The following is a 21,858-nucleotide window of genomic DNA, read 5'->3' as shown; positions in this document are numbered from 1 at the left end:
GAATCTGCCACATCTTGCTCATGACAGCAGAATTTAACCCTGATGATTTTCCCACTGGCTTGGCCGAACAGCTCGAGCCGCTGGTGGTTCGCGTCCTCGCGGGCAATCCCAGCCCCTATACCTATACCGGGACGCAGACCTATATTGTCGGGAACAAATCCGATCGCGCGGTGATTGACCCGGGTCCCGCGCTGGATGATCATATCGACGCTATCCTCGCGGCGGTTGGCGAAGCCAGGATTACCGCGATCATGTGCACCCACACCCATCGCGACCACAGTCCGGCTGCGGCGCCCCTGGCCGAACGCACTGGTGCGCCGATTGTCGGATGTGCGCCCCTCGTGCTGGATGATGACGGCCCGCGAGCGGATGAGAGTTTTGACACCACCTATAAACCGGACCGGGTTTTGTCAGACGGCGAAACAGTGGCTGGCGACGGATGGACGATCGAGGCGGTGGCGACGCCGGGGCACACGTCCAATCATTTGTGCCTCAGCGTACAGGAATCCGGCGCGCTGTTTACCGGCGATCATGTCATGGCCTGGTCGACCAGTGTGATTGTGCCGCCAGATGGCGATATGGCGGACTATATGGCGAGCTTGCAGAAAATCTATGAGCGCGAGGACAAGGTCTATTATCCCGCCCACGGCAAAAAGGTCGACAAGCCGCAACAACTGGTGCGCGGCATGATGGGTCATCGTAAACAGCGGGAGCGTCAAATTCTCAACTTGCTCGAAGGCGGCGCCGCAGCGATTCCGGACATGGTGACGCAAATGTACAAAGGCCTGGATCCACGTCTGAAAGGCGCGGCCGGCCAGTCCGTGCGTGCGCATCTGATAGACCTCCAGAACCGGAATATCGTGATGGTCGACGGCGATATCTGGCAAATGCGGCCGGCATGAACCGCCGCTTCGCCATCCCCCTGGCGATCATGGCCGGCGTGCTGCTGATCCTCGGCCTGTTGTCCTGGTTATTGCTGTCGAAATTCGAAAACAGCTTCACGCCCGATCCGGTGTCCATTGCCAGCGCAAGTCTCGATGGCCTGCGCGAACAGAACCGGCTGACGGTTTTTTCGGCCAGCTATAATGCGACGGTCACCACAACGGTCAACCGGATGGGCCTGTCGGCGCGCAAAACGCTGATCATGCCCGGGTCGGTGCGTTATGAGGTCGATCTGGCCAAACTCGATGCGGACAATGTCCGCTGGGATGAGGCGACAAAGACCCTGTCGGTCGAGATGCCGACGATCGAGATTGCGCGACCGGAGGTCCAGATTGATCGCATCCAAAGCTATGACGATGGCGGGATATTGATGGCGCTGACCGATGCGGAAAAAACGCTGGATCAAGCCAATCGCAAAAAAGGCGTGGCCGAACTGGCTGAGCAGGCGAGGAACCCATTGCAAATGCGACTGGCCCGGGATGCCGCGCGGCGAGCGGTTGAGAGCAGCTTCGTCTTGCCACTGCGCGCAGCCGGGCTGGATGCCAAAGTAGACGCCTTTTTCGATTTTGAGCGGGGCGCAGGCAATGCCGATCGCTGGGATGTGTCGCGTTCGATCCAGGATGTGCTCGCCGACAAGGAACAACAGGGGACGGAATGATGAAATTTCAGATACGGTCCGCGATTCTGGGCGCCGCTCTGGCGATCAGTGCATGTGGGCAAGAACCAACAGACCAGCGAGCAGAACCGCCGGTTTCGTCCATGGCCGAATTTGAGCTTCCAACTCCGATCAGCAATAATGCCGTGGCGCTGGCCGACGGACCGGACGGGCCGACGCTTTACAGTTTCAACGGCCTGAAAGCCGGCAAGACTTGGCAAGATACCAGCAACGCCGCCTTTGCCTGCATCATCAGTATCAAGGAATGTCAGGAAATTGCGTCTGTCCCGGTAGATGAAGGCCGTCTGGCCAGCGCCGCCGTCACTCTGGGCGATAAAATCTACCTGTTTGGTGGCTATACCGTAGCCGAAAATGGCGATGAAGTGTCGACGCCTGAGGTCTTTGCCTTTGATCCCCAAACAACCGCTTATGCGCGTCTTGCCGACATGCCGACACCGGTCGACGACATGGTCGTGCTGCCCTATCGCGACCGCTATATCTATCTCGTTTCCGGCTGGCATGATGAAGGCAATGTAAGCCTGGTCCAGCTCTATGACACGCAAACCGACAGCTGGAGCATGGCTACGGAATTTCCCGGTAAACCGGTTTTCGGTCATGCCGGCGGGCTGGCAGGCAACAGCATGATCATCACCGATGGTGTCGCGGTCGCCGGCTTGGTTGACGGCAAGCGCAAATTTGCGGCCGCTCCCTTTGCCTGGCGCGGCGATATTGATCCGGCCGATCCGGCGCGGATTACCTGGCGGGCCATAGATGCCCATTCTGGTGGACCGCAATATCGTATGGCCGCGATCGGCGACAATGACCGCGGTCTGGTTCTGTTTGCCGGCGGTGGTGACAATCCCTATAATTACGATGGAATAGGTTATGACGGCGCGCCTGCCACGCCGACAGACCGGGTGTTTGGCTATGATCTGAAAACCGATCAGTGGACGGAGCTGGGCAAACTGGCGGCCCCCAGCATGGATCATCGCGGCCTCGTAAAAGCGGGCGATGATCACTATATCTTAGGGGGAATGGATGCGGATCAGGCGGTTACGGCGCGGATCATGAAATTTCGCATCGACGATTGATTTCCATTAGACACTAACTTGCTCTAAACCATCTGGGAATCACCAATAGCGCTCATGTTGAGCGGGTTGAAAGAATAGGAAAAGACAATGGACGCACGTGGCGGAATCGGTGGCAGCTTGGCCGGAGTGGATGTAGTCGAGGAAATCCATCGGCTGCGCAAAGAGCGCAACGCGATTATCCTGGCGCATTATTACCAGAAGCCGGAAATTCAGGACATTGCCGATTTTGTGGGCGATTCCCTCGAGCTTTCACGCAAGGCAGCGGAAACCGATGCCGATGTGATCGCGTTTTGCGGCGTCAAGTTCATGGCGGAAACCGCGAAGATCCTGTCGCCGGAAAAAATCGTTGTGCTGCCAGATCTGGACGCGGGTTGCAGCCTGGAAGACAGCTGTCCGCCGGACAAGTTCAAGGCGTTTCGCGACGAACATCCCGACCATATCGCGCTGACCTATATTAACTGCTCGGCCGAGGTGAAGGCGCTGTCCGATATCATCGTGACCAGCTCGTCGGCGGAACATATTCTCTCGCAGATTCCCAAGGATCAGAAGATCATCTTTGGTCCCGACAAACATCTCGGCGGCTATATCGCCAAGAAAACCGGCCGCGACATGCTGCTGTGGCCCGGCGTCTGTATCGTCCACGAAGCGTTTAGCGAGACGGAATTGCTGAAACTGCAGACCCAGCATCCCGACGCCCCTGTCGCGGCGCATCCCGAATGCCCGGCTTACATCTTGGACCATGCCGATATGGTCGGATCAACCAGCGCGATCCTGAAATATGCCAAGGAATTTGAAGGCGATACGATCATCATCGCCACCGAGCCGCATATCATCCACCAAATGGAAAAAGCCGTGCCGGAAAAGAACTTCATCGGCGCACCGGGTGCTGACGGCAACTGCAACTGCAATATCTGCCCCTATATGGCGCTCAACACGATGGAAAAGCTCTATGTCGCCCTGCGCGATCTTGAACCGCGCATCGAAATGGACGAGGAACTGCGCCTGCAGGCTCGCAAGTCGATCGACCGGATGATGGAAATGGCCAGCGCGACCGTTGGGCAGGGCGATCTCGGACCGGCTGATCTGGCGCATGAGGATTGAGTGATGGGTCACCCCAACGCAGGCTGGCGTGACGGTTTGGCAGTTTTGGCCAGCGATAGTTTGGCTTGAGCCAGCGGTCGGAATAGGTAGAAGAGCGTATGACCTTCACTCTAGACCGTTTCGACATCGATGCTTTCGTCGCATCCACTCTCGCCGAAGACCTCGGTCCCACGGGCCGCGATGTCACCTCGGAAGCGGTGATTCCGGAGGATTCCATTTTTTCTGGCGTGATGGACAGCCGTCATGATGCGGTGATTGCCGGATTGCCGATTGCGGAAGCGTTTTTCCGCGCGCTCGATGCGGATGTCGAAATCGAAATTCTGGCACAGGAAGGCGAATCGGTTGCGGCCGGCACCGATATCATGCGCCTCAAGGGCAAGGGCCGCGCGATGCTGACCGCAGAACGCAGCGCGCTCAATACGGTCCAGCATCTGACCGGAATTGCCAGCATGACCAACGATTATGTGCGCCGGATTCAAGGAACCAACTGCACGTTGCTCGACACCCGCAAGACCATTCCGGGGCTCCGCGTTCTGGAAAAATATGCCACGCGGATGGGCGGCGCACAAAACCATCGCATGGGGCTGTGGGACGCGGCGATGATCAAGGATAATCATGTCGCGGTTGCGGGTGATATCAGCGCTGCCGTGCAACGCGCGGCGGCCGCCGGTATCGAACGGATCATTGTCGAAGTGGACCGGGTCGACCAGATCGAACCGGCACTGGCCGCTGGTGCCACCCATTTGCTGCTCGACAATATGGAGCCGGCGACCTTGCGGGGCGCGGTGACGTTGATCGGTGATCGTGTGCCAACCGAAGCATCGGGCGGCGTGACGCTGGAAACGATCCGCGAGAAGGCCGAAACCGGGGTAAATTTCATCTCGGTCGGCCGCCTGACCCAATCAGCGCCCGCGGCGGATATCGGCCTTGATTTCGCGCAGGTCTAGCAGGTGGTAGGCCGCCGACCTCATTCGATCCTCTGGTTTGAGTGGTTATTCTGGGTTTCCGTCATCTCGAGTTTCGCGATGGGCTGGATGGTGGAGGAGCGCAATTTCCAGTCTCTGCTGGTGAACATTTTCGCTTTTGGTTTGCTCGCCTTGTTCTGGTATCTCATCGCGCGCCGCGCCAATGCTGTTTTCAAATGGATATTTGCTGCTCTCGTTTGCATGGGGGTAGGGTCTTACGGGTTGGCGCTTATCTGGGCCGTCTTCGGGTTTAACATTATCGGAGATGAACTCCCTGTCATGACGGCACTGGAAATGGTTCTCGGAGGATTGAACAATGCTGTTTCGGTTGGTGCGGCCATTTGTCTGTTTCTGAAACCTTCGAGAATCTGGTTTGAATCGAAAGGATTGGCGATTGCACGACCCGATCAACTATCCGATGTTTTCGAGTGAAGCAGACATGATCCTGACTTCCAGCAGATGTCACCAATTGATACTGGCCGCATGACCGGCAGTAGACCCGTCTCGATTCTCTGGTTCGAGCGACTCTATTTCCTGTCGCTCGGCATCAGCGTGCTCGAGATGATCTATTACTGGTCCGAAGAAGTCGAGCTCATGGCGGTCGATTTCGGGTCCGAGCGTATCGCTGTCATTGCGCTTGTGGTGCTGTGGATCTTTGTGCTGTTCGTGTCACTGGCGATCTGGTTTTACGCGGCGATCAAGGCAAAGCCATGGGCCAAATGGGTCCAGGTGATTTTCACGGCGATTGCCTGTGTCAGCGTGATGCTCGAAATTATCTTCTTTCTGTTGCCAGGGGTGATGGAAGCCGGTCAAATTGTCGTGGATGTCGGGAAAATGCTGGCCCCTGACCATTGGACATTATTCTATTTCCTCTCCATCCTGCTGACCATAGCGGCGACGGCATTCCTGTTCCGGTCCGATGCAGTCGACTGGTTTGAGCAGAAGCGCCCCAATGTCGAGAATGTCTTTGATTGAGAAACCAACCCTGTCATCTCCCCTGGTGCTGGTCGCGGCCGTGATCATGCTGGCCATCCCGGCGGTCGCCGAGGCGCAGGCCTATCAATGTGCCGCCCCATCCGGGATCACGGCCGCCGGTGCGGCCCGAAAACCGGCGGATGAACCGCGGCGGATCAAGCCGGTTTCAGGCTATACGCTGGCGCTGAGCTGGTCGCCGGAATTTTGCCGGCTGAACAAGAAGGCGCCCCGCCACGAAAACCAGTGCAGCGGCGATGCCGGAAGTTTTGCGTTCATCCTGCACGGTCTATGGCCAGATGCGCGAGGATCGCGCTATCCGCAATGGTGCCGCGCAACCAAAGCCCTGCCGCCCGCTCTGGTGAAACGGAATTTCTGCATGATGCCGTCGGCGCGGTTGATGGCGACCGAATGGGCCAAACACGGGACCTGCATGACCCGGCGGCCCGAAACTTATTTCCGGATCGCGAGAACCATGTTTGCGGCGGTGCGCTATCCCAATATGGACAAGCTGTCACGGCGTCCATTGACGGCGGGCGAACTGCGCGATGCGATCGCGGCGGTCAATGACGGTCTGGGCCCCGAAATGATACGGCTCAAGATCAATCGGCGGGGCTGGCTGCAGGAAGTACGGCTGTGCCTCGGCAAGAGCTTTCGACCACGGCGATGCCCGCAGAGCATGCAGCCAGTTCGGGATGACCGCGCGGTCAAGATCTGGCGCGGCGCCTAGCCTTCCAAGGTTCGCGTACCCGGGTGATGCTTGTCGAGATGTTTGGTGATGATCCGCAAGTTGCGGCTGTTCGAACGCCAGAGAAAGTCGAAAACATCGCCGGCCAGCGGAATCGCACCAAGGGCGGTATCTATGCCGACATTGGTCGCCATCCGCGTCAGTTGCCATTTGGACATGCCAAGATTGCGGGCTTCCCAGACAATATAGGCGCCCATGGCCGCGGTTGCGATATCTCCGACAATCGGGATTAGTCCAACCAGTGAGTCGAGCCCAATCGGGCGGTTTATGCCCGGTATTACAAAGGCGCGTTCGAGCAGTTTTTCCATCGCTTCGACGCGCGTTCGCACGGCCTGGGGGTCGCGGCTGACATCGGGCAACTGCTCCGCCAGTCGCTTCAATTGTTCTTCGGAAATGGCCATGCCCTCGGTCATCCTGTTTTTTGCTATCATGTTTAGGATATAGGTATTCCAACCAGCGGATTCAATGGATGCCACCCGCGCGGGTTCACCGCAAAGCCGCGCTGGTTCGGTCGTGCAATCGACCAGCGGACCGGAACACTCAGCGGTATGTAGTTGTAATGTTGAACTAAAATCTGTTCCGTTTGGGCATAGAGCCGCGCCTTGATCTGAAGGTTGGTCGCCGCATCAGCATCGGCGAGCAGGTCATCGGCATCGTTCAGACAGACCGGTGTCGCCCGGCAGGTGAACTGTGAGAGGAACCAGCGGGGGCTGTCATAGGGCGCAATAATATCGATCAGTTCGACATCGGCCTCGTCAAGGGCATTGGCCTTGCGCGCATTCAGCCCGACCCGCTGCATGTCCGAACGGACACGATGGAACAGGATGTCCGCGCCAGCCGCATCTGGCAAGGCGATGACGAGCGGTTTGATCGGACCTTCGGAGGCAATCCATCGCCGGACATGTTCTTGCGCAAAAACCCGCCGGTCGGGCAGGGGCATGCCGCTCCAGTCGGGCCGGGCGTTGATCTCTGCAACGTCCAGCGCTTCCGGGATGATTTTCTGACGGCTTTGCCAGGCAGTAACCTTCGGAAAGGACGTCAACAGCGCCGGGCGATCAATCGCCATCGACAGGATCTCCCGATTCTTGGGTACCGACCAAAAGCCGTCTCCGCGCAGAAAGCGGAATCCGAACAGACCAGCCACCGGATCAAGCCGCAGATCGTTGGTGCTGATTCCCGCTTCATCGAGCAGCGGCAAATGATGAAATTTGCCGTGCAGGACCAAATCCGTATGACCGGATAGATAGCGCGCGATTGCTTTGGCCGCGCGCTCACTGCGCACCCGAACGCGGCGCGGATCATTCTCGGTATCGGCTTCCGCATCGGCTTCCTCCGTCGGCTCGCCTTCTTCGTCGGGCGCCGGTTCGGGCAACAGGCCCAGCGTATAGATATTGCCATCCTCCAGGACCTGCATCGGTCCGGCACCGTGACCGACGCGGAACAGGCCGAGTTCGGGTTGCGCCAGCAGTTGCAGAAAATTGGGATTGGGTGCGTTGAGCTGGATTTCGATCACCCGGCCGGTCATCGACAATATCTCGTCAATGACCTTCAAATCATCGCCCAGCCGGCTGCGTTCCAGTTCGGCGACACGCTCATTAAGCAATTTGGCCACGCGTTCGGCCGTGATTTGGCGACCGTCATCCCAGCGTCCTTCGTTCAACCGGAAAATATAGCTCAGGCCATCATCGGTGACGATCCAGCGCGCGGCTATGGCCGGTACCACCCGGCCTTGTTCGTCGAGACCGACCAACCCTTTGGCAATTGCCGCGCGGGTCGTGGCGGAGGCATAGTTCAAGGCAATCCCGACCGGCTTGATATCGGCGATGCCATCTTCGATCACGGTCACGCGGACTTTGTCTTCGTCTCCGGCAAAGCTGCAGGATGATAAGATCCCGAGGGCCGCAGTCGCGAGCATGCGCATGGTCAAAGGAAAACGCCGCGAGGTCATGATCCCCCTATACGCAGAGTCCGGCTCGGATGCACATTGGAAATATTATCTTCCCATCCGCTGATTCGGGCGCTGACCAGCGACCGGGTGACATAGAAATAGAGGGGCAATATCGGCATGTCATTGATCAGCAACTTCTCTGCCTGCAGCATCAGGCTCCGGCGCTGCTCGAGATCGGATGTCGCCAGCGCCAGCGCCAGAATCTGATCATAAACCGGGTTGTCATAGCCGGAATAATTGCCGGCGCCGTTGGCGGTCTGATGGACCGTCAGAAAATTCTCGGCTGCTGGAATATCGGCGATCCAGCCGGATCGGGCGAGCGAAAAGTCATGTGCGCGGAGCGCTGCAAAATGCAATGCGGCCTCGCTGTTGAACAGGCTGGCTTCGACATGCAGCGGTTTCCACATCGCCGCCAGCGCCACCGAGACCCGGCGATGCTCGGCAGAACTGTTAAACCGGATTTCGAAGCGCAGCGGATTGGCGGGGCCATAGCCCATGTCTTCCAATAGCGTACGCGCGGTTGCCAGGCGTTTCTCGCGATCCCAGTCAGCCCATGCCGGACGGTTGCTCTCGGTGCCTGCCAGTGCGGGTGGGACCAGGGTCCAGGCCGGGATATTGCCGATTCCGATCACCTCTTCGGCAATCCATTCCCGTTCGACCGCCATGGACAGGGCAATGCGCACCGCAGCCTTGTCGAACGGCGGTTTCCTGGTGTTGAAGGCGAAATAATAGCTTCCGAGATACGGCACGCTATGCGCGGCATCAGGATGATTTTGCTTAAGCCAGCGATGCCGGCTGGCGGGATAGTCGGCCGCGATATCTGCACCGCCCGCCAGAAAGAGACGCAAGGCGGAAAGACTGTCATCCATTGGTTTCCAGATTATGTTCGGCACCGGTGCCGGTACATCATGCCAGGCCGGATTACCTTCGAGATGGGCGTGATCATTCAGCAACCAGCGTTTCAGGCGGTAGGGACCGCTGGTGATCATCGGACGGCCTTGGGTCCATCGATCACCGCGTTCTGCAATGACATGGAGCGGAATGGCGGCCAACGCCGGATGGGCCAGCAAGGTGGGGAGCGCCGGGGTTGGCGCTGCCAGCTGCACGGTCACGATATCTGGAGCGGGCGTCTCGATGGAGACGATATTCTCGAACAGCGCAAATGTCGGGGATGCGGTTTCCGGCGCGCGCAAACGGTCGAGCAATTGCGGAAACAGGGCAGCCTTAATTGGCACGCCATCCGAAAATTCCAGATCCGGGCGGAGCCGGAACGTCCATTGCAAACCATCGTCCGAAACGCGCCAGTCGCTGGCCAGCCCCGGTTCCGCCATCCCTGCCGCAGTGTAACGGGTCAGACCTTCAAATTGATCGGCAGCCACACGCAAAGAGGACAGATCGGAAATTTTCTGGGGATCGAGCCCCTTGATTTCGGAATCGGACAAGCGGACGAGCTGATCTGAACCAGGCGTGACGTCGCTGGAGGGTGACCGGTCACAGCCAGCCAGCGCCAGGAGCAGCGGAAGGACCAAAACCAGAAGCGCAATTCTATGCATTTGCTATCAGTAGATGTTTTTGCTGGATCAACAAACAGTAACTCTTATGCTGGCGGTGAACGGGAGAAACGGCAATGGCAGGTTTGCGCTACGATATTGAAGGCATTGGCGGATCGACCGGCGCTGCGATTGCGGCGTTGCTCCCGGAAATCAGCGCACGAGCGGAAGAATGCGAGACCACCCGGCATTTGCCGGCGGATCTTGCCGAGAAAATGGCCGCCGCCGGCGCCTATAACCTGTCCAAGCCGCGGGCGCAGGGCGGTCTCGAGCTGCCGCCAGCGGAGTTTATGAAACTGATTGTCACCATGGCCGAAGCTGATGCCAGCGCGGGATGGTGTGCGATGATTGCGGTCACCTCGACGCTCGCCGCCGCCTATATGGAAGAGGATGTCGCGAGCACCATTTTTGGACCGCCCGAGGTGATTACTGGCGGTGTGTTCGCCCCGATGGGCAAGGCGGACGATCGCGGCGATCATTATGTCCTGTCAGGGCAATGGCAATGGGGATCGGGATCGGCCAATTGCAGCTGGCTCGGCGGTGGCGCAATGATTTTCAAAGACGGCGAACTGCAGAAATTTGACAATGGTGCGCCCTATCATCGCATGCTGTTTTTCCCGGTCGCGGATGTCCAGTTTATCGACAGCTGGCATGTCGCCGGGATGAAAGGCACTGGCTCGGGCGACTTCAGCGTCCAAGACATTATTGTCCCCAAAGGGCGGAGTGTCTCCTTTGTCGGAGACAAGCCGCGGGACGCCGGCGCGCTCTACAAATTTCCGCTATTCGGGCTACTGGCTCTGGGCGTATCCTCGGTGGCGCTGGGCAACGCTCAGGCGGCACTCGCGGACATTCGCGAGATCGCGATTCACAAGAAAACGCCAGGCGGCGGCCGGTCAATGGCCCAGCGCGCGACCGTCCAGGTCGAAATTGCGCGTGCGACAGCGCAGCTGGGCGGAGCGTTTCATTTGCTCGAAAATGCTGTCGCAGCCGCATGGGCGGAAGCGCAAGGCGCCGGCGAGATATCACCCCAGGCACGGGCAGATCTGCGCCTGGCATGCGCCCACGCCACCGAAACCGCGGCGGAGATTTGCAAGATTGCCTATACGCTCGGTGGCGGCGGCGCGGTTTACGCGCGCAGCAGCCTCCAGCGCCGCTTCCGCGACGCCCACGTCGCCACCCAACATATCGCCACCGCCCCCGCCGTGTTCGAACTGGCCGGCCGTGTGTTGCTGGACCAGCCGGTTGATATGGCGATGTTGTAGAGAAGTGGTGATGGATGGCCGCCAGGGTTACGACGAAAACTGGTGCGGACGGCGGGACTCGAACCCGCACACCCATTTCGGATAGCAGATTTTAAGTCACGCCGTGCTGCACATTATATCGCCTAATAGTGCCTAATCAGGGTCCGCGAACCAGATAAAACAAGACATTATTGCCTCATAGCATGTCCTGAGACCTGTCGGGACCTAACCGAAACATGGCCTGGGACATGGCCTATGGAGGCGAGACGATGACGACCAGACTCACCCAGGCTGCGGTGTCGCGGCTGGCGGAGGAGCACCCTGCTGGCACCCAGATCTACGACAGCGAAGCCAAGGGGCTGCGGCTGGTCGTGGGCAAGCGCAGCGTGTCATACAAGCACGTGGGCCGCATCAACGACGGGACCGACCGTTACGTTTCCGTGATCATCGGGCGGACCGATGAGGTGTCGCTGCGGTTCGCGCGGGAGCGTTCGGCGGAGCTTAGGCTTGCGCTGCGGCGCGGAGTGGACCCGAGGGCCAGAAAGGTATCAGTTCCGACCATCCGTGAGGCTTTGGAACGCTATCTTGAGAGCAGGCCGGACCTGAGCAGGCGGACCGTCGGCTGGTATCGACAGAAGGTCGACGGGCCGCTCATTGGCCTTGCCAAGCTGCCCGCAGACCGCATCGACCGGGAGGCGGTAAGGTCACTGCACGAGCGCCTTACCAAGAACATCGGACCCTACGGCGCGAACGGTGCCATGCGGGTGCTGAAGCTGCTGCTAAATGACGTCGCCAGAACCCATGACCTTGGTCCCAACCCGGTGACGCGCGGCGTGCGGATGAACAGGGAGCGGGCAAGGGACTGGGCGATAGGCCCGGATGATATGCCGCTCCTATGGCAAAGGCTCGATGCCGTTGAAGACAGGATGCGCCGCGCGTGCTGGCTGCTGATGCTCACAACCGGTCTGCGCTCAGGCAACGCTAGGTCACCAAAGTGGGAGCACCTCGGTGACGATGGCGTGCTCTTGGTGCCGCGCGCAAAGTCCGGTCGCAGCTTCAGCCTGCCGCTGCCGCGGCTGATGATACAGGAGCTGGGGGAGGTGCGCGAGCTTACAAGGCCGATGGAGAGCCCCTTCATCTTCCCCTCTGCGGCCTCCAGGTCGGGCCACATCGAGCAGATCCGAAGACTGGCCAACTTCCACTACGCGCCCCACCAGATGCGTCACACCTATCGCACCCACGCGCTTGAGGCCGGCGTCGACTTTCAGTCGGTGACCATGCTGATGGACCACGCCAACACCCACGTCTCATTCAACTACGTGACGCGCGCCCACCTGACCGGGCACCTCCGCGACTGCCAGGAGAGGATCTGCGCGCGCCTGCTGTCATACCGTGGCTTATGATGCTTCATTGGGCCACATAAGGCCGAATTGATGGTCCACGGTCAGATGCCGATCATCCAACATGCTCAGAATATGCACCGAAATGGAGTTAGGGCATGGAGCAGATCATCGACCGCCTTGAACGCATTGAACAGATGCTTTCCAAACAGGCGGTGCCGCGCGAATATCTCAGCATAGATGAGGCAGCAGTTTTTGTCGGCGTCAGCCGCCAGACCATGGACAGGTGGCGGATGGACGCATCCGGGCCAGCGGTCCACAGGGTTGGGCGGCGGGTTCTCTACTCCCTAACCGATCTGCGTTCATTCATGGAGGGCCATCGCCAGGAGGCTATAGTTGCACCACTCAACTAGACACGGCTAATTCATGTGTGTTTCCCTCGACATCGAGGATTTCGACAACATAGCTTCGTACTTTATGTTTCTTCGACATCTTTTGTCTAATCTTCATTTTCCCATCCAGATGCTTTTTATACATCCAACTGCAAGATTTTTTATGACCGCTAGAGTGATTGTTTGAAGGACATCGCACGGAAGCCGACTCATACATTCCGGGGTGGGCAAGTCGAATTCTGTTCTCGGGTGCTTCATCGATCTTCTCGCTAGACATTGATGCTTCGAGAATTCCATCGCGAAATAACCTTATCTCTTTGATTAGCGGCGTATTCGTCAATTCCAATTGTAGTGACGGGAACAGTTGATAGTTTGCATAGGTTTTGCCGGTGGAGCTCTTTGTGCTGGTTTGCCAACCCAATGAGCGAGCAAACACGCCGTCAGTCATCGAAACAAGATTTATCTTGGATGATTCTGGTGGCTTCAGTGCGCAGTTCGAAAGCTTGGGATCGGCGCGGCACAAAAGCTCTGCTGCAAGCATTTGGTCAAGTTCGCCTTCGAGTCCTTCAATTAGGCTGTTGATTGACGATACGGAACCTGTTTTTAACTTTACCTCTCCGGTCGTATTGCCACTAAGCATCGCGCGCAGCACCGCCGCTCTCCGCGCACGTGTCATACGGCTTTCAAAGGCCTTCTCGAGACGTGGGCCAATAATCTGAAAGTAGGTGTTAGGATCACTGGAGGCCGGAATCCCAAACTGAGGTCCATAGGACTGATTTGCGAAGCGGAGAATGGCACTCGATTTGTACTGTTGACGCTCAAGGATAGGCGTTAACTTAGCACGAATTGCATCAAGATCACCTGGGGCGATGGCAACTAATGTATCAACTGTTGGAGCATCAATAGAAGCGCCTCGCTGAAAGACCTTGGCGGTTAAAGATACTGACTTATCTACCTTCCGCACCGATTCATAAAAAGAACTTCGCGCACCACCGCTTACGCCGCCGTAAGATGCCGCACCGGCGATGGTTGACCGTATTCTTGAAGCCTTTTCGACGGTTGATGCTTGGAAAAAGTAAACCAGAGAGATACTGGAACCTCGGGTGACTTGGGAGATAATAGATGTACCGCAACGCGCAAATAGTGAGCTGTAGTTGTTCGAATTGGTTGCATCGTCGAGGTTTGATCTGGCGCTTGGCGTCAATTCAAGCGTATTTAGGAATTCCGGCGTGTAAGACCTCTCTGCAAGAAGAGCCCAAACAACGGTGCGCTCATCTACGATAGCAGAATTTAGAGTACTTAACGTTGCTCGTATCCCACCGCTAATCCCGCCGATCGAGGCACTTGCCGACGCAGAGGTCCTTTCCCTGGTAACACGTTTAAAATCTCGTGAATTGTCCACAAATTCTGAGCGAAACTGCAGGTTATTCAGAGAAGGTTCCTTTTCACCATTGGCAAATCGGGTTGTGGGTTTGAAACAGCTTCCAATCACTTTGTTCTGTGAAGGGTTCGCCGCATCCCATCCATGTCCCAATGCTATTTGGTGGTCGTCAAGCATTTCGTGAGTCTCTGCATTTGCCGGCGAACAGCCAAACGCCAGTATTAGCCAAGCTAGTCTCTTCATTTATATTGCCCCCAATCAAGATTTGAACGCCTTATTGAGTACATATTTTAGAAGACTAATCAATATTGTTCTAATATTTGATTTTAAAGATATGCCATTCCTTATTTCCAGCAATAGCGGAATGACTAAGTCAACTCCCTCTTATCGCTCAGAAGGATTCAATTGTATCACTACAAATCGACAAGCAAGACTGACGCCGGAATCTGTTAATCTTTGGTAGAGTTTAGGCTAGCGATTGGGGAGGTTGCAATACTCAAAAAAACGTAAGATGCTGATATAAAATAGTTAAAATTCCTCCCGATAGCTCAAACGTTTATATACGCGGTCAAAAGCGTTGGCGTATTCTTTGATCGTCGAGGACTACGATCATCTTCGATATCAAAGCTGACCCGCCGCGCCTTTGGGGGACGCGACGGGCGTGATCGATAGACATGTCCAACCTGAAGGAAGCTAAAGACATGACCAAGAACGACACTGCCGCGAGTCCGCCGGCGGGAATACCCACGTTACCAGAGGGCGACAGATACCTCACGACTAAGGAATTGTCGGAAATGGCCGAACTGAGCGTGGCCACCCTCCGAGACTACAGGTCGCATCGCGGAAGGCGCTTCGGTCCGCCATACCACAAGCACGGCAGGCGGGTGCTGTACCGCCTATCCGAAGTGCTGCACTGGATGGATTCTAGAGTCACCCGCCATGGGGGTCGAAACAGTGCTTGATCCAGGACTGCTGCAAAAGTTTTTGGAGGTTGCGGAACGAAACGAACATGAGCCGGCTCTGGTTCTTCTAAGAGACAAGAGGCCGTGTCAGAAGGGCTGGCCGGACCTCAGGCCGACGGTCGACGAAGCCATTCAGCACCTTGGAAGAAACCCCGGTCGCAACGCCTTGGGTGTGCAGCCGGCTTCTATAGGCTGCGTGGTACTTGACTGTGACGAAGGCGACGGGCCCGAAATCGCTTCCCAGATTGTGACCGAACGCCATGGCAAGGTCGTTGCCTGCGTTACCCCCTCAACCAGTGGTCGGGCGGACCGCGGGCACGTGTGGGTGCGGTGCGAGCAGGCAGCTGCCGTGGGCAACTGGCACTTTGAGCTTGAAGAAGGGATCGACCTGGTAAAGGGCGACCTGCGATCGGCTGGCGGTCAGGTGCGCCTGAACGAGAAAGCCATGTCGACCCTGATTGATGCATTTGGCTCTGCGGATGGACTGGAGGATGAGGCGCCCGTCAGCGTGTTCGGTTCAATGCGCACATCCTCCGCAGTGGAGGTCGATCCAAACTTTGATCGAAAATCTGGAAGCGAAGTGTCTGAAGAGACGCTGACCTTGCTCACTGATAGGTTAGACGGCCCCGACGCCGGTCCAAGGCACGAGCATTTTTTTGCACTGGTGTCTGATTTAAAGGCATCTGGAGCTTGTTTCGATGCGAGCCTGGCACTGCTGATGGATCACGTGCCTAATTGGCCCACAGCTGATGGCAGCGACGATGGCAAATATGCGGGCAGTGAGCTTGAAAGACATCTGGCAATGGCGTGGGCAAAGCTCCCGCAGTACGTATCCGCCGCTGAAGACTTTGATGACGACCTGGACGGCTCAATATCGGATAAAAACGCGGCGCTGCCTGAGGTGCGGTCCACTTTCAAGCGCGGGCTGAAGGTCACAAACAATAGAGCCGTTGATACCTACACGAACGCGAAAGCCGGCATCTTTGGGCAGGGCCTCAGGCCGGCATACAACGAGTTGAAGCAGACCGTGACATTCCTGGGCGATATCAACTGGTCTGAAAGCTACGGACGGGAGCTGACCGACCACACCGCCAGAATGGTAAGGGATCTCCTGATCGAAGCATATCATGGCGTTGAATATCAGCCAACCAAGGACAATGTCTACGAAGCGATCATGTCGGCCAGCTATGAGAACAAGTTCCACCCCGTTCTGGACTATCTCAACGGCCTGAAATGGGACGGCGTTTCACGGTGTCATGAACTGTTCACACGGGGATTCCCCTGCATCGATGATGCCAGCTACCTGGCCGAGTGCGGCTTGCGTTTCATGATTTCGGCAATTGCCCGGGCCCGAAGACCTGGGTGCAAGGTGGACACGATGCCGGTGGTATGCTCGCCGCAGGGCTCGCTGAAGTCCACGGGCGTGCAGGTGCTGTTCGGCGTCGATTGGTCGTCTGATGCAGCCATACCCGACCTGAAGTCAAAGGATGCAGCGATCGTGCTCAGAGGGACCTGGTGCCACGAGTATGCCGAACTTGCAGGGATGGGCAACCAAGATGTGGCGACCCTGAAGGCGTTTTTGTCACGCGCCGTGGACACCTATCGCGCGCCCTACGGAAGGACGGCAGACGACCATCCAAGGCGCTGTGTTTTCATCGGCACCGTCAATGAGACAGGATACCTTCGCGACCCCACCGGTGGCAGGCGCTTCTGGCCAATGGAGATGGACTCAGGGGCACGCGTGGACACAGCCTGGATCGCATCCAACCGCGACCAGCTCTGGGCGGAGGCAGACGCGCGATTTGCAAAGGGCGAGCGATGGTGGCTGGAAGATGATGCCTGGAAGCTGGCCCTTGAGCGTGCGGCCGAGGAGACAGTGGAGGATCCATGGGCAGCAACCATCGGAGAATATCTGGTCAAACGCATGGATCCGCTGTTCGACGAGGATGGGCCTCCCCCAACAGAGGGCAGGGTCTTCACCAAGGACCTGCTGCAGGCACTGGGCCTCGGCGGCGGCAGGGCGCGGACTGCGGAGAGCAAAAGGCTGCGGCGGGTCATTGAGACCGAGATCGGCGGCTGGAAGTACCGGCGCAAGCTTAGAATAGGAAAAGAGACCTATTCCGGTTACTACCGCATCGATGCCCCTGAGAATGCAACGTTCAATGGGCGCTGACCGGACGGTCCGTTCCATTTGTTCCACTAGGGTAGACCTAAGTGGAACGCCCTAAGCTGCTGTTTTCAAAACCTTGTTCCATTTGTTCTACTTGTTCTACTTAGATATAAGACTTCTGTAAAAGAGGCAGATAGTGCCCGCAGTCGAGCGTATCGGCATAGCTGACATATTATATAAGCGGCCAAGTGGCACAAATAGAACAGGTAGAACAAGACAGCGAAATCAAGGGCTTACGAGGATGCTGGAAATGCCGCGTTCCACTTGCCTCAAGGGGGCGGCTCCGCCCGTGATTGAATGGGAACCTCTCGCCCCCCGAGCAACGCTGGTTCTCCCACGGTCGGAAGGCGCGCCATATCGGTCAGAGACGGCCGACGCGGCGATCCGATTTTTCCGGGCGCCTCCCGGGGCCGATACGTCCCCGGGGGCGACGGACAGGGGATCATGCGTCCCGAAAAGGGGGCCGAAAAGCCCATGGATATCAACGCCCTGTAGGGGGCCAAAAACGGGGCCCTGCGGTGGGCCCGAAACAGGTGGAAGATGAGCAACCCAGCGATACAGGTGCGCCCGCCGGCCGATGCGGACGCGCCCAGCATATACCAGACGCGCGCCGCCATACCCCGGGACGTCGAAGGGCGCTTCCTGGCCGCGCTGGCCGAATTCGGGCAGGTGACCTACGCGGCTAACGTGAGCGGCATGGCCCGGCGTTCACTGTACGAGCGAAGGCGGCGCGATCCCGACTTCGCATCCCGCTGGGATGATGCGGTGGAAGCCTTCGAGGAGACGCTGACCCAGAGGGTCATCTCGACCGCGATGCACATGGGCACCGGTCGGTGGGTGCCCGCCATAGATCCGGAGACGGAGCGGCCGGAGCTGGACGACGACTTCGAGCCCCTAATGCGGTTCGACTGCTCCCACGTCGACCCCCGGATAGCGGTGAAGCTGATGTCGCTGCGCATGCGCGACCTGAACGCCAGGACCCAGCCGCTCGTGGCGGTGCAGAACAACAACTACGCAGCGGGCGCGGAGGTCAGACGGGGAAGCCCGCTGGACCTGGACGCCCTCAAGGCGGAGGTGGACGCGATCGAAGCGGGCGACGGCTGCCGATGACTAGGGTGACAGTTCTATTCGAGGAGGGCAGGGCACTGGTCAGCGGCATCGAGACCGACGCGGTCGGCGTCGAGGGCGACCTGCCGTACCTCTCTGAGAGGGTCCGCGTGGCCGCGGTGAAGGACGCCCTGGCCAGGGGCGACCGCAGCGCCGCCGAGGCTGCGGCCGCCAGGGGCGTCCTGGCACCCGCCGACGGGGATCAGGTCACGGTCAACTTCGTCGGCCCTCCCGACTGGTCCCGGTTCGGGGACGCCCTCTGGGATCCGGACACCGGCCGGGCGCACGCGGTGTTCCTGTCGTCAGACATGCTGGTCGACGGTGCCGCCGTACTGGGTTGCGCGGGCCTGCCCTTCGAGGACGAGAGGGCGCGGCGCGACTGCGCGGCATGGTGTCTGAGGAACGGGCTGGACGAGCTGGCGCACAGTGTGGGCCGCACTCCGGTTGGCGGCGAGGGACCCCACTGCACCTGGCCGTCGACCGACATCGAGCCGGAGGAGCATCGGCAGCCCGAACCTGAGCCGAGCTCGAACTCCGCCACCGAGGAGCCCGGCGACCTGCCCGTGGAAGCCGAGCGGCCGACCGGCGACGCGGGCGGCAACGTCGTGCCCCTGTTCGGCGCCGTGTTCGATTCCGGGGACGCCTGAACCCCGTCCAACTATCCAGCTGCCCTGTCGCGGCCTACTTGCGGGTATGCCGACCTTCAACTTTCTTGCTGATCATGATTTCAACAGTCATTCAAGTTTCCCGGCTCGTTAATCAAAGCGCGTTCTCTAACATTGATCTCGTCCGGTTTGATTTCCAATCTATACCACTCATCGTGGCTGGAATCGGGAACGTGCTCAGCCACGATCTAAACACGAAAAGCAGATCGCGATTTCTTCCGATACGTGGCCCTCGTGAACTGGAAACCTTTGATGGCAGTGCAGGCACTCAACCTTCGGAACGCCCATGCTAGTGTCCAACGAGGAAGGATCGCCAGCCGAGCCATAGCTTTGATACTTTGCGACATCCAATCCTTTGGGCTTTGTCTTCCTCGGCATCGACCCTCACCCGCTGTATGGTTCGCAGGCGATGCCGTCGCTGTCCGCATCCAGCTGGTATCGATATCCCGGGTCGCCTCTGTTGAGAGGAGCCACGCCGCCGGCCCTTGCTGCAGCGCAGTTCGGGTAGAAAGGGTCTCCGACCGTGTCTGGCGAAAGGGCCAGCCACGTTCCACAGAATGTCAGGACACAGAGCGTCGCCGTCAGTTTTAGGAAGCTACGGTTCATCTCTCAAATCTACGATGGATTGGTTTTTAAATGGTTACCGTGGTCGCGCGATCAGAGTGCCTGTCATCAGCTGCGATCGGCGGCTCTTCCAGCTCAGCAGGAGCGCCCGCCCAAGCATTGGACAGAACGATCGGATTCACCCGCGACCCGACCTGCCACGGAAACGATGGTGTCATCTGCAGCACGTTTCTCCGCACCATGCGCGGAGAGATTTTTTGCGAGGATAGCTGATGTTCGACAAGGCGAAGAGACTGATACTGAGCGACCGCGATGCGGCGCGCAGGGCGCTGAAGGCGGAGATGACGGCCGACAAGAGACGGGCCGTCGAGACCGAGCTCGACCGGCTGAAGGTCGAGGCCGAGGATGCCGAAAGGAAGGTGGCGGCCGAGCGGGAGCGCAGGGCCGCAGAGGCCGCCAGGCTCGAGGAGGTCGAGGTGACCAGGAAGAACATGGCCGTTGCGGCGGCCGATTTCGATGCGGCCGCAGCGACCCTGGGGCAGGCCTTTGACAAATTGGAGGCGCTCCAGTCCCGGCTGGCGACGCTCGATCCCGGAGCTCGCGTCGACGTCAACATGCGAAAGTGGGGCTACGTCCGCAGTCTCTGGTTCGCGGCCGCTCCGCTCTGCAGAAGGCTCGGCCTGGCGCGCACCATGGGCTCGAGGCCGAACGCCCCACTGGCGGAGCGCTTCAGGGAACAAGGAAAAGGGAAATGACGATATCAGAGAGCAAGCTGATCACCTTTCGTCGACTGGTGTCCAGGGCAGCGCTCGCGCTCCACGACCGGGCGCCGAACCGAATTAAGAAGAGGGCGGAGACGATCTCGAAATCCGCGGCCGATGCGTCCGCTGCGGGCCTGTCGCAGATGGCTGCCGAGCTGCTGCAGATCGTCCAGGACCGCCGCGACGAGATGATCGAGGGCATAGTGACAGGCACTGGCACGGACCGTGGTCAGGCGGAACGCGCGCTGGACGCAACGTCGGCCGGAAGGGCGCTCGACGAGATAGTGGGCGCAATGCAGGCGGTCCTGAAGGCGCTCGAGGGCGCTGGCGACGCGCTCGGCAAACGGACATCAGACCGGAGCGGGGTGGCGAAGGCGGTGACCCAGGAGATGCTCGACGCGCTGCACCGGACGGTCGCGGTCCAGCCGACGAGCGACCAGCGGGAACAGCTGCTCGACGTCATCGAGGACGCGGACCCGCGGGAAACGAGCGACCGGCAGTACGAACAGATGATAGCGGCGGCGAGGTCGCTGCCACAGGAGGTAAGTGAGATGACCCAGAAACACGAATTTGCAAAGAACGGGCAGCTGCCCGACGCCTACTACGATCAGTTCGGGAACGTCCGGCCGGAGATGACCGGTGCCGCGCTAGAACACCTAGCGAAGGCCCATAGTTCGCAGGCCTATGAACGGACGGAGAGCGAGGCGGAGAGGCTGTTCTACCGGAAAGTCGAGGAGCTGACGGAGGCGGGCTCCGACTTCTCCGGCGCGTGCGCGCAGGTCGCCGCCGCCGAGCCGGAGCTCGCGAAGCGGGCATTCGATCACTGAATTCGACCTACCGGCCCGGGGCGGATTGCTCTCCTCTCCTCCCGGGTCGTCCCCGACCGTGTTTTCAGTCAGTCCACGGTCGTGGTCGCCCGGCGGCGTCATAGGCAGCGCCGTCGGGCGAATTTTTGCTTCCCTTTTTGGCTCTGTGCTGTCGCTTCCACCATGCTCTGAGCGATGGGAGGTCTATTATTCTTGTGCTAACGAATACACCACAGTCGTTTCGTGCTTTATTGAGATATTACCAAGCCACAACACTGATATTTTCGGTTCGTTCGTTTAACGTCCTGGCTGTTTCCTCAGCTGTTTCAATTGGCGTGCCATCAGGAAAGTCGATCCGTATTCGTTTGTTGTGGGGTAAACCATTCTCACTGTCTGGTTGGACTATGACATATGGTTGTCCAGTTGGACCTTCTTTAACCTCAGCTGTGAATTTTCTTGCCACGGTTTAGCTCTCCTCATCCTTTTTGAACGTTGAA

General features: G+C 58.6%; 22 protein-coding genes. 17 read left to right on the top strand and 5 right to left on the bottom strand.

Annotated features, from left to right (window positions below; translation table 11 throughout):
* Positions 1-20: 20 nt before the first annotated feature.
* The 8 genes from ACZ1GS_RS13225 (at position 21) to ACZ1GS_RS13190 (ending at position 6,456) form a co-directional block, all read left to right on the top strand.
* Complete coding sequence (locus ACZ1GS_RS13225; RefSeq protein WP_472695645.1) at positions 21-902, top strand: MBL fold metallo-hydrolase; 882 nt, start codon at positions 21-23, stop codon at positions 900-902.
* Positions 899-1,600: a DUF4230 domain-containing protein gene (locus tag ACZ1GS_RS13220; RefSeq protein ID WP_472695644.1), complete on the top strand. Its 702-nt coding sequence runs from the start codon at positions 899-901 to the stop codon at positions 1,598-1,600. The genes ACZ1GS_RS13225 and ACZ1GS_RS13220 overlap by 4 nt, the downstream gene beginning before the upstream one ends.
* Positions 1,597-2,688, top strand: a complete 1,092-nt coding sequence (locus ACZ1GS_RS13215) for a Kelch repeat-containing protein (RefSeq protein ID WP_472695643.1) — start codon at positions 1,597-1,599, stop codon at positions 2,686-2,688. The genes ACZ1GS_RS13220 and ACZ1GS_RS13215 overlap by 4 nt, the downstream gene beginning before the upstream one ends.
* Before the next feature lie 87 nt (positions 2,689-2,775).
* On the top strand, positions 2,776-3,789 hold the full coding sequence (gene nadA, locus ACZ1GS_RS13210; protein ID WP_472695642.1) for a quinolinate synthase NadA: 1,014 nt from the start codon (positions 2,776-2,778) through the stop codon (positions 3,787-3,789).
* Between the two features lie 98 nt (positions 3,790-3,887).
* Positions 3,888-4,736 carry a carboxylating nicotinate-nucleotide diphosphorylase gene (nadC, locus tag ACZ1GS_RS13205; RefSeq protein WP_472695641.1) on the top strand — a complete coding sequence of 283 codons (849 nt, stop codon included), beginning with the start codon at positions 3,888-3,890 and terminating at the stop codon, positions 4,734-4,736.
* A 3-nt stretch (positions 4,737-4,739) separates the two neighbouring features.
* Positions 4,740-5,186 carry a hypothetical protein gene (locus ACZ1GS_RS13200; protein WP_472695640.1) on the top strand — a complete coding sequence of 149 codons (447 nt, stop codon included), beginning with the start codon at positions 4,740-4,742 and terminating at the stop codon, positions 5,184-5,186.
* A gap of 51 nt (positions 5,187-5,237) precedes the next feature.
* Positions 5,238-5,729 (top strand): hypothetical protein, encoded by a 492-nt coding sequence (locus ACZ1GS_RS13195; RefSeq protein ID WP_472695639.1) that lies wholly within the window; start codon positions 5,238-5,240, stop codon positions 5,727-5,729.
* Positions 5,707-6,456 carry a ribonuclease T2 family protein gene (locus ACZ1GS_RS13190; RefSeq protein WP_472695638.1) on the top strand — a complete coding sequence of 250 codons (750 nt, stop codon included), beginning with the start codon at positions 5,707-5,709 and terminating at the stop codon, positions 6,454-6,456. The genes ACZ1GS_RS13195 and ACZ1GS_RS13190 overlap by 23 nt, the downstream gene beginning before the upstream one ends.
* On the opposite strand, the gene ACZ1GS_RS13185 is transcribed toward ACZ1GS_RS13190, so the two are convergent.
* The 3 genes from ACZ1GS_RS13185 to ACZ1GS_RS13175 are packed head-to-tail and all read right to left on the bottom strand — an operon-like array spanning position 6,453 to position 9,975.
* A complete protein-coding gene (locus tag ACZ1GS_RS13185) occupies positions 6,453-6,875 on the bottom strand; it encodes a DUF4112 domain-containing protein (protein ID WP_472698138.1) in 423 nt (140 codons plus the stop codon). The two genes, ACZ1GS_RS13190 and ACZ1GS_RS13185, sit on opposite strands and share 4 nt — an antisense overlap.
* 32 nt (positions 6,876-6,907) lie before the next feature.
* The gene (locus ACZ1GS_RS13180) at positions 6,908-8,422 is read right to left on the bottom strand and encodes an ABC transporter substrate-binding protein (protein ID WP_472695637.1); all 1,515 of its coding nucleotides are present in this window, start codon (positions 8,420-8,422) and stop codon (positions 6,908-6,910) included.
* The gene (locus tag ACZ1GS_RS13175) at positions 8,419-9,975 is read right to left on the bottom strand and encodes a peptide ABC transporter substrate-binding protein (protein ID WP_472695636.1); all 1,557 of its coding nucleotides are present in this window, start codon (positions 9,973-9,975) and stop codon (positions 8,419-8,421) included. Before ACZ1GS_RS13175 ends, ACZ1GS_RS13180 begins: the two co-directional genes overlap by 4 nt.
* A 74-nt stretch (positions 9,976-10,049) precedes the next feature.
* Here ACZ1GS_RS13175 and ACZ1GS_RS13170 point away from each other — a divergent pair, with 74 nt between their 5' ends.
* The 3 genes from ACZ1GS_RS13170 to ACZ1GS_RS13160 all read left to right on the top strand — a co-directional run bounded on the left by ACZ1GS_RS13170 (position 10,050) and on the right by ACZ1GS_RS13160 (position 12,966).
* Entirely contained in the window at positions 10,050-11,234 is a 1,185-nt protein-coding gene (locus tag ACZ1GS_RS13170; RefSeq protein ID WP_472695635.1) for an acyl-CoA dehydrogenase family protein, read from the top strand.
* 248 nt (positions 11,235-11,482) lie between these two features.
* Complete coding sequence (locus ACZ1GS_RS13165) at positions 11,483-12,616, top strand: tyrosine-type recombinase/integrase (RefSeq protein WP_472695634.1); 1,134 nt, start codon at positions 11,483-11,485, stop codon at positions 12,614-12,616.
* Between the two features lie 95 nt (positions 12,617-12,711).
* Positions 12,712-12,966, top strand: coding sequence for a helix-turn-helix transcriptional regulator (locus ACZ1GS_RS13160; RefSeq protein WP_472695633.1), 255 nt, complete (start codon positions 12,712-12,714; stop codon positions 12,964-12,966).
* Here ACZ1GS_RS13160 and ACZ1GS_RS13155 read toward each other — a convergent pair.
* On the bottom strand, positions 12,959-14,569 hold the full coding sequence (locus ACZ1GS_RS13155; protein ID WP_472695632.1) for a hypothetical protein: 1,611 nt from the start codon (positions 14,567-14,569) through the stop codon (positions 12,959-12,961). The two genes, ACZ1GS_RS13160 and ACZ1GS_RS13155, sit on opposite strands and share 8 nt — an antisense overlap.
* Positions 14,570-15,000: 431 nt before the next feature.
* Here ACZ1GS_RS13155 and ACZ1GS_RS13150 point away from each other — a divergent pair, with 431 nt between their 5' ends.
* The 4 genes from ACZ1GS_RS13150 to ACZ1GS_RS13135 all read left to right on the top strand — a co-directional run bounded on the left by ACZ1GS_RS13150 (position 15,001) and on the right by ACZ1GS_RS13135 (position 19,212).
* A complete protein-coding gene (locus tag ACZ1GS_RS13150) occupies positions 15,001-15,288 on the top strand; it encodes a helix-turn-helix transcriptional regulator (protein ID WP_472695631.1) in 288 nt (95 codons plus the stop codon).
* A complete protein-coding gene (locus ACZ1GS_RS13145) occupies positions 15,266-17,461 on the top strand; it encodes a VapE domain-containing protein (protein ID WP_472695630.1) in 2,196 nt (731 codons plus the stop codon). Before ACZ1GS_RS13150 ends, ACZ1GS_RS13145 begins: the two co-directional genes overlap by 23 nt.
* 537 nt (positions 17,462-17,998) lie before the next feature.
* Entirely contained in the window at positions 17,999-18,568 is a 570-nt protein-coding gene (locus ACZ1GS_RS13140) for a hypothetical protein (RefSeq protein ID WP_472695629.1), read from the top strand.
* Positions 18,565-19,212 carry a hypothetical protein gene (locus ACZ1GS_RS13135; protein ID WP_472695628.1) on the top strand — a complete coding sequence of 216 codons (648 nt, stop codon included), beginning with the start codon at positions 18,565-18,567 and terminating at the stop codon, positions 19,210-19,212. The genes ACZ1GS_RS13140 and ACZ1GS_RS13135 overlap by 4 nt, the downstream gene beginning before the upstream one ends.
* Before the next feature lie 402 nt (positions 19,213-19,614).
* On the opposite strand, the gene ACZ1GS_RS13130 is transcribed toward ACZ1GS_RS13135, so the two are convergent.
* The gene (locus ACZ1GS_RS13130; protein ID WP_472695627.1) at positions 19,615-19,836 is read right to left on the bottom strand and encodes an excalibur calcium-binding domain-containing protein; all 222 of its coding nucleotides are present in this window, start codon (positions 19,834-19,836) and stop codon (positions 19,615-19,617) included.
* A gap of 230 nt (positions 19,837-20,066) precedes the next feature.
* On the opposite strand from ACZ1GS_RS13130, the gene ACZ1GS_RS13125 reads away from it, so the two are divergent.
* Both ACZ1GS_RS13125 and ACZ1GS_RS13120 read left to right on the top strand, forming a co-directional pair.
* Positions 20,067-20,549 carry a hypothetical protein gene (locus tag ACZ1GS_RS13125; RefSeq protein WP_472695626.1) on the top strand — a complete coding sequence of 161 codons (483 nt, stop codon included), beginning with the start codon at positions 20,067-20,069 and terminating at the stop codon, positions 20,547-20,549.
* A complete protein-coding gene (locus ACZ1GS_RS13120) occupies positions 20,546-21,382 on the top strand; it encodes a hypothetical protein (protein WP_472695625.1) in 837 nt (278 codons plus the stop codon). The genes ACZ1GS_RS13125 and ACZ1GS_RS13120 overlap by 4 nt, the downstream gene beginning before the upstream one ends.
* Positions 21,383-21,858: the final 476 nt, after the last annotated feature.

The organism is Parasphingorhabdus sp. W113 (genome assembly GCF_055693205.1).
The sequence above is the reverse complement of the archived record's forward strand: the minus strand, read 5'-3'. Positions and strand labels throughout refer to the sequence as shown.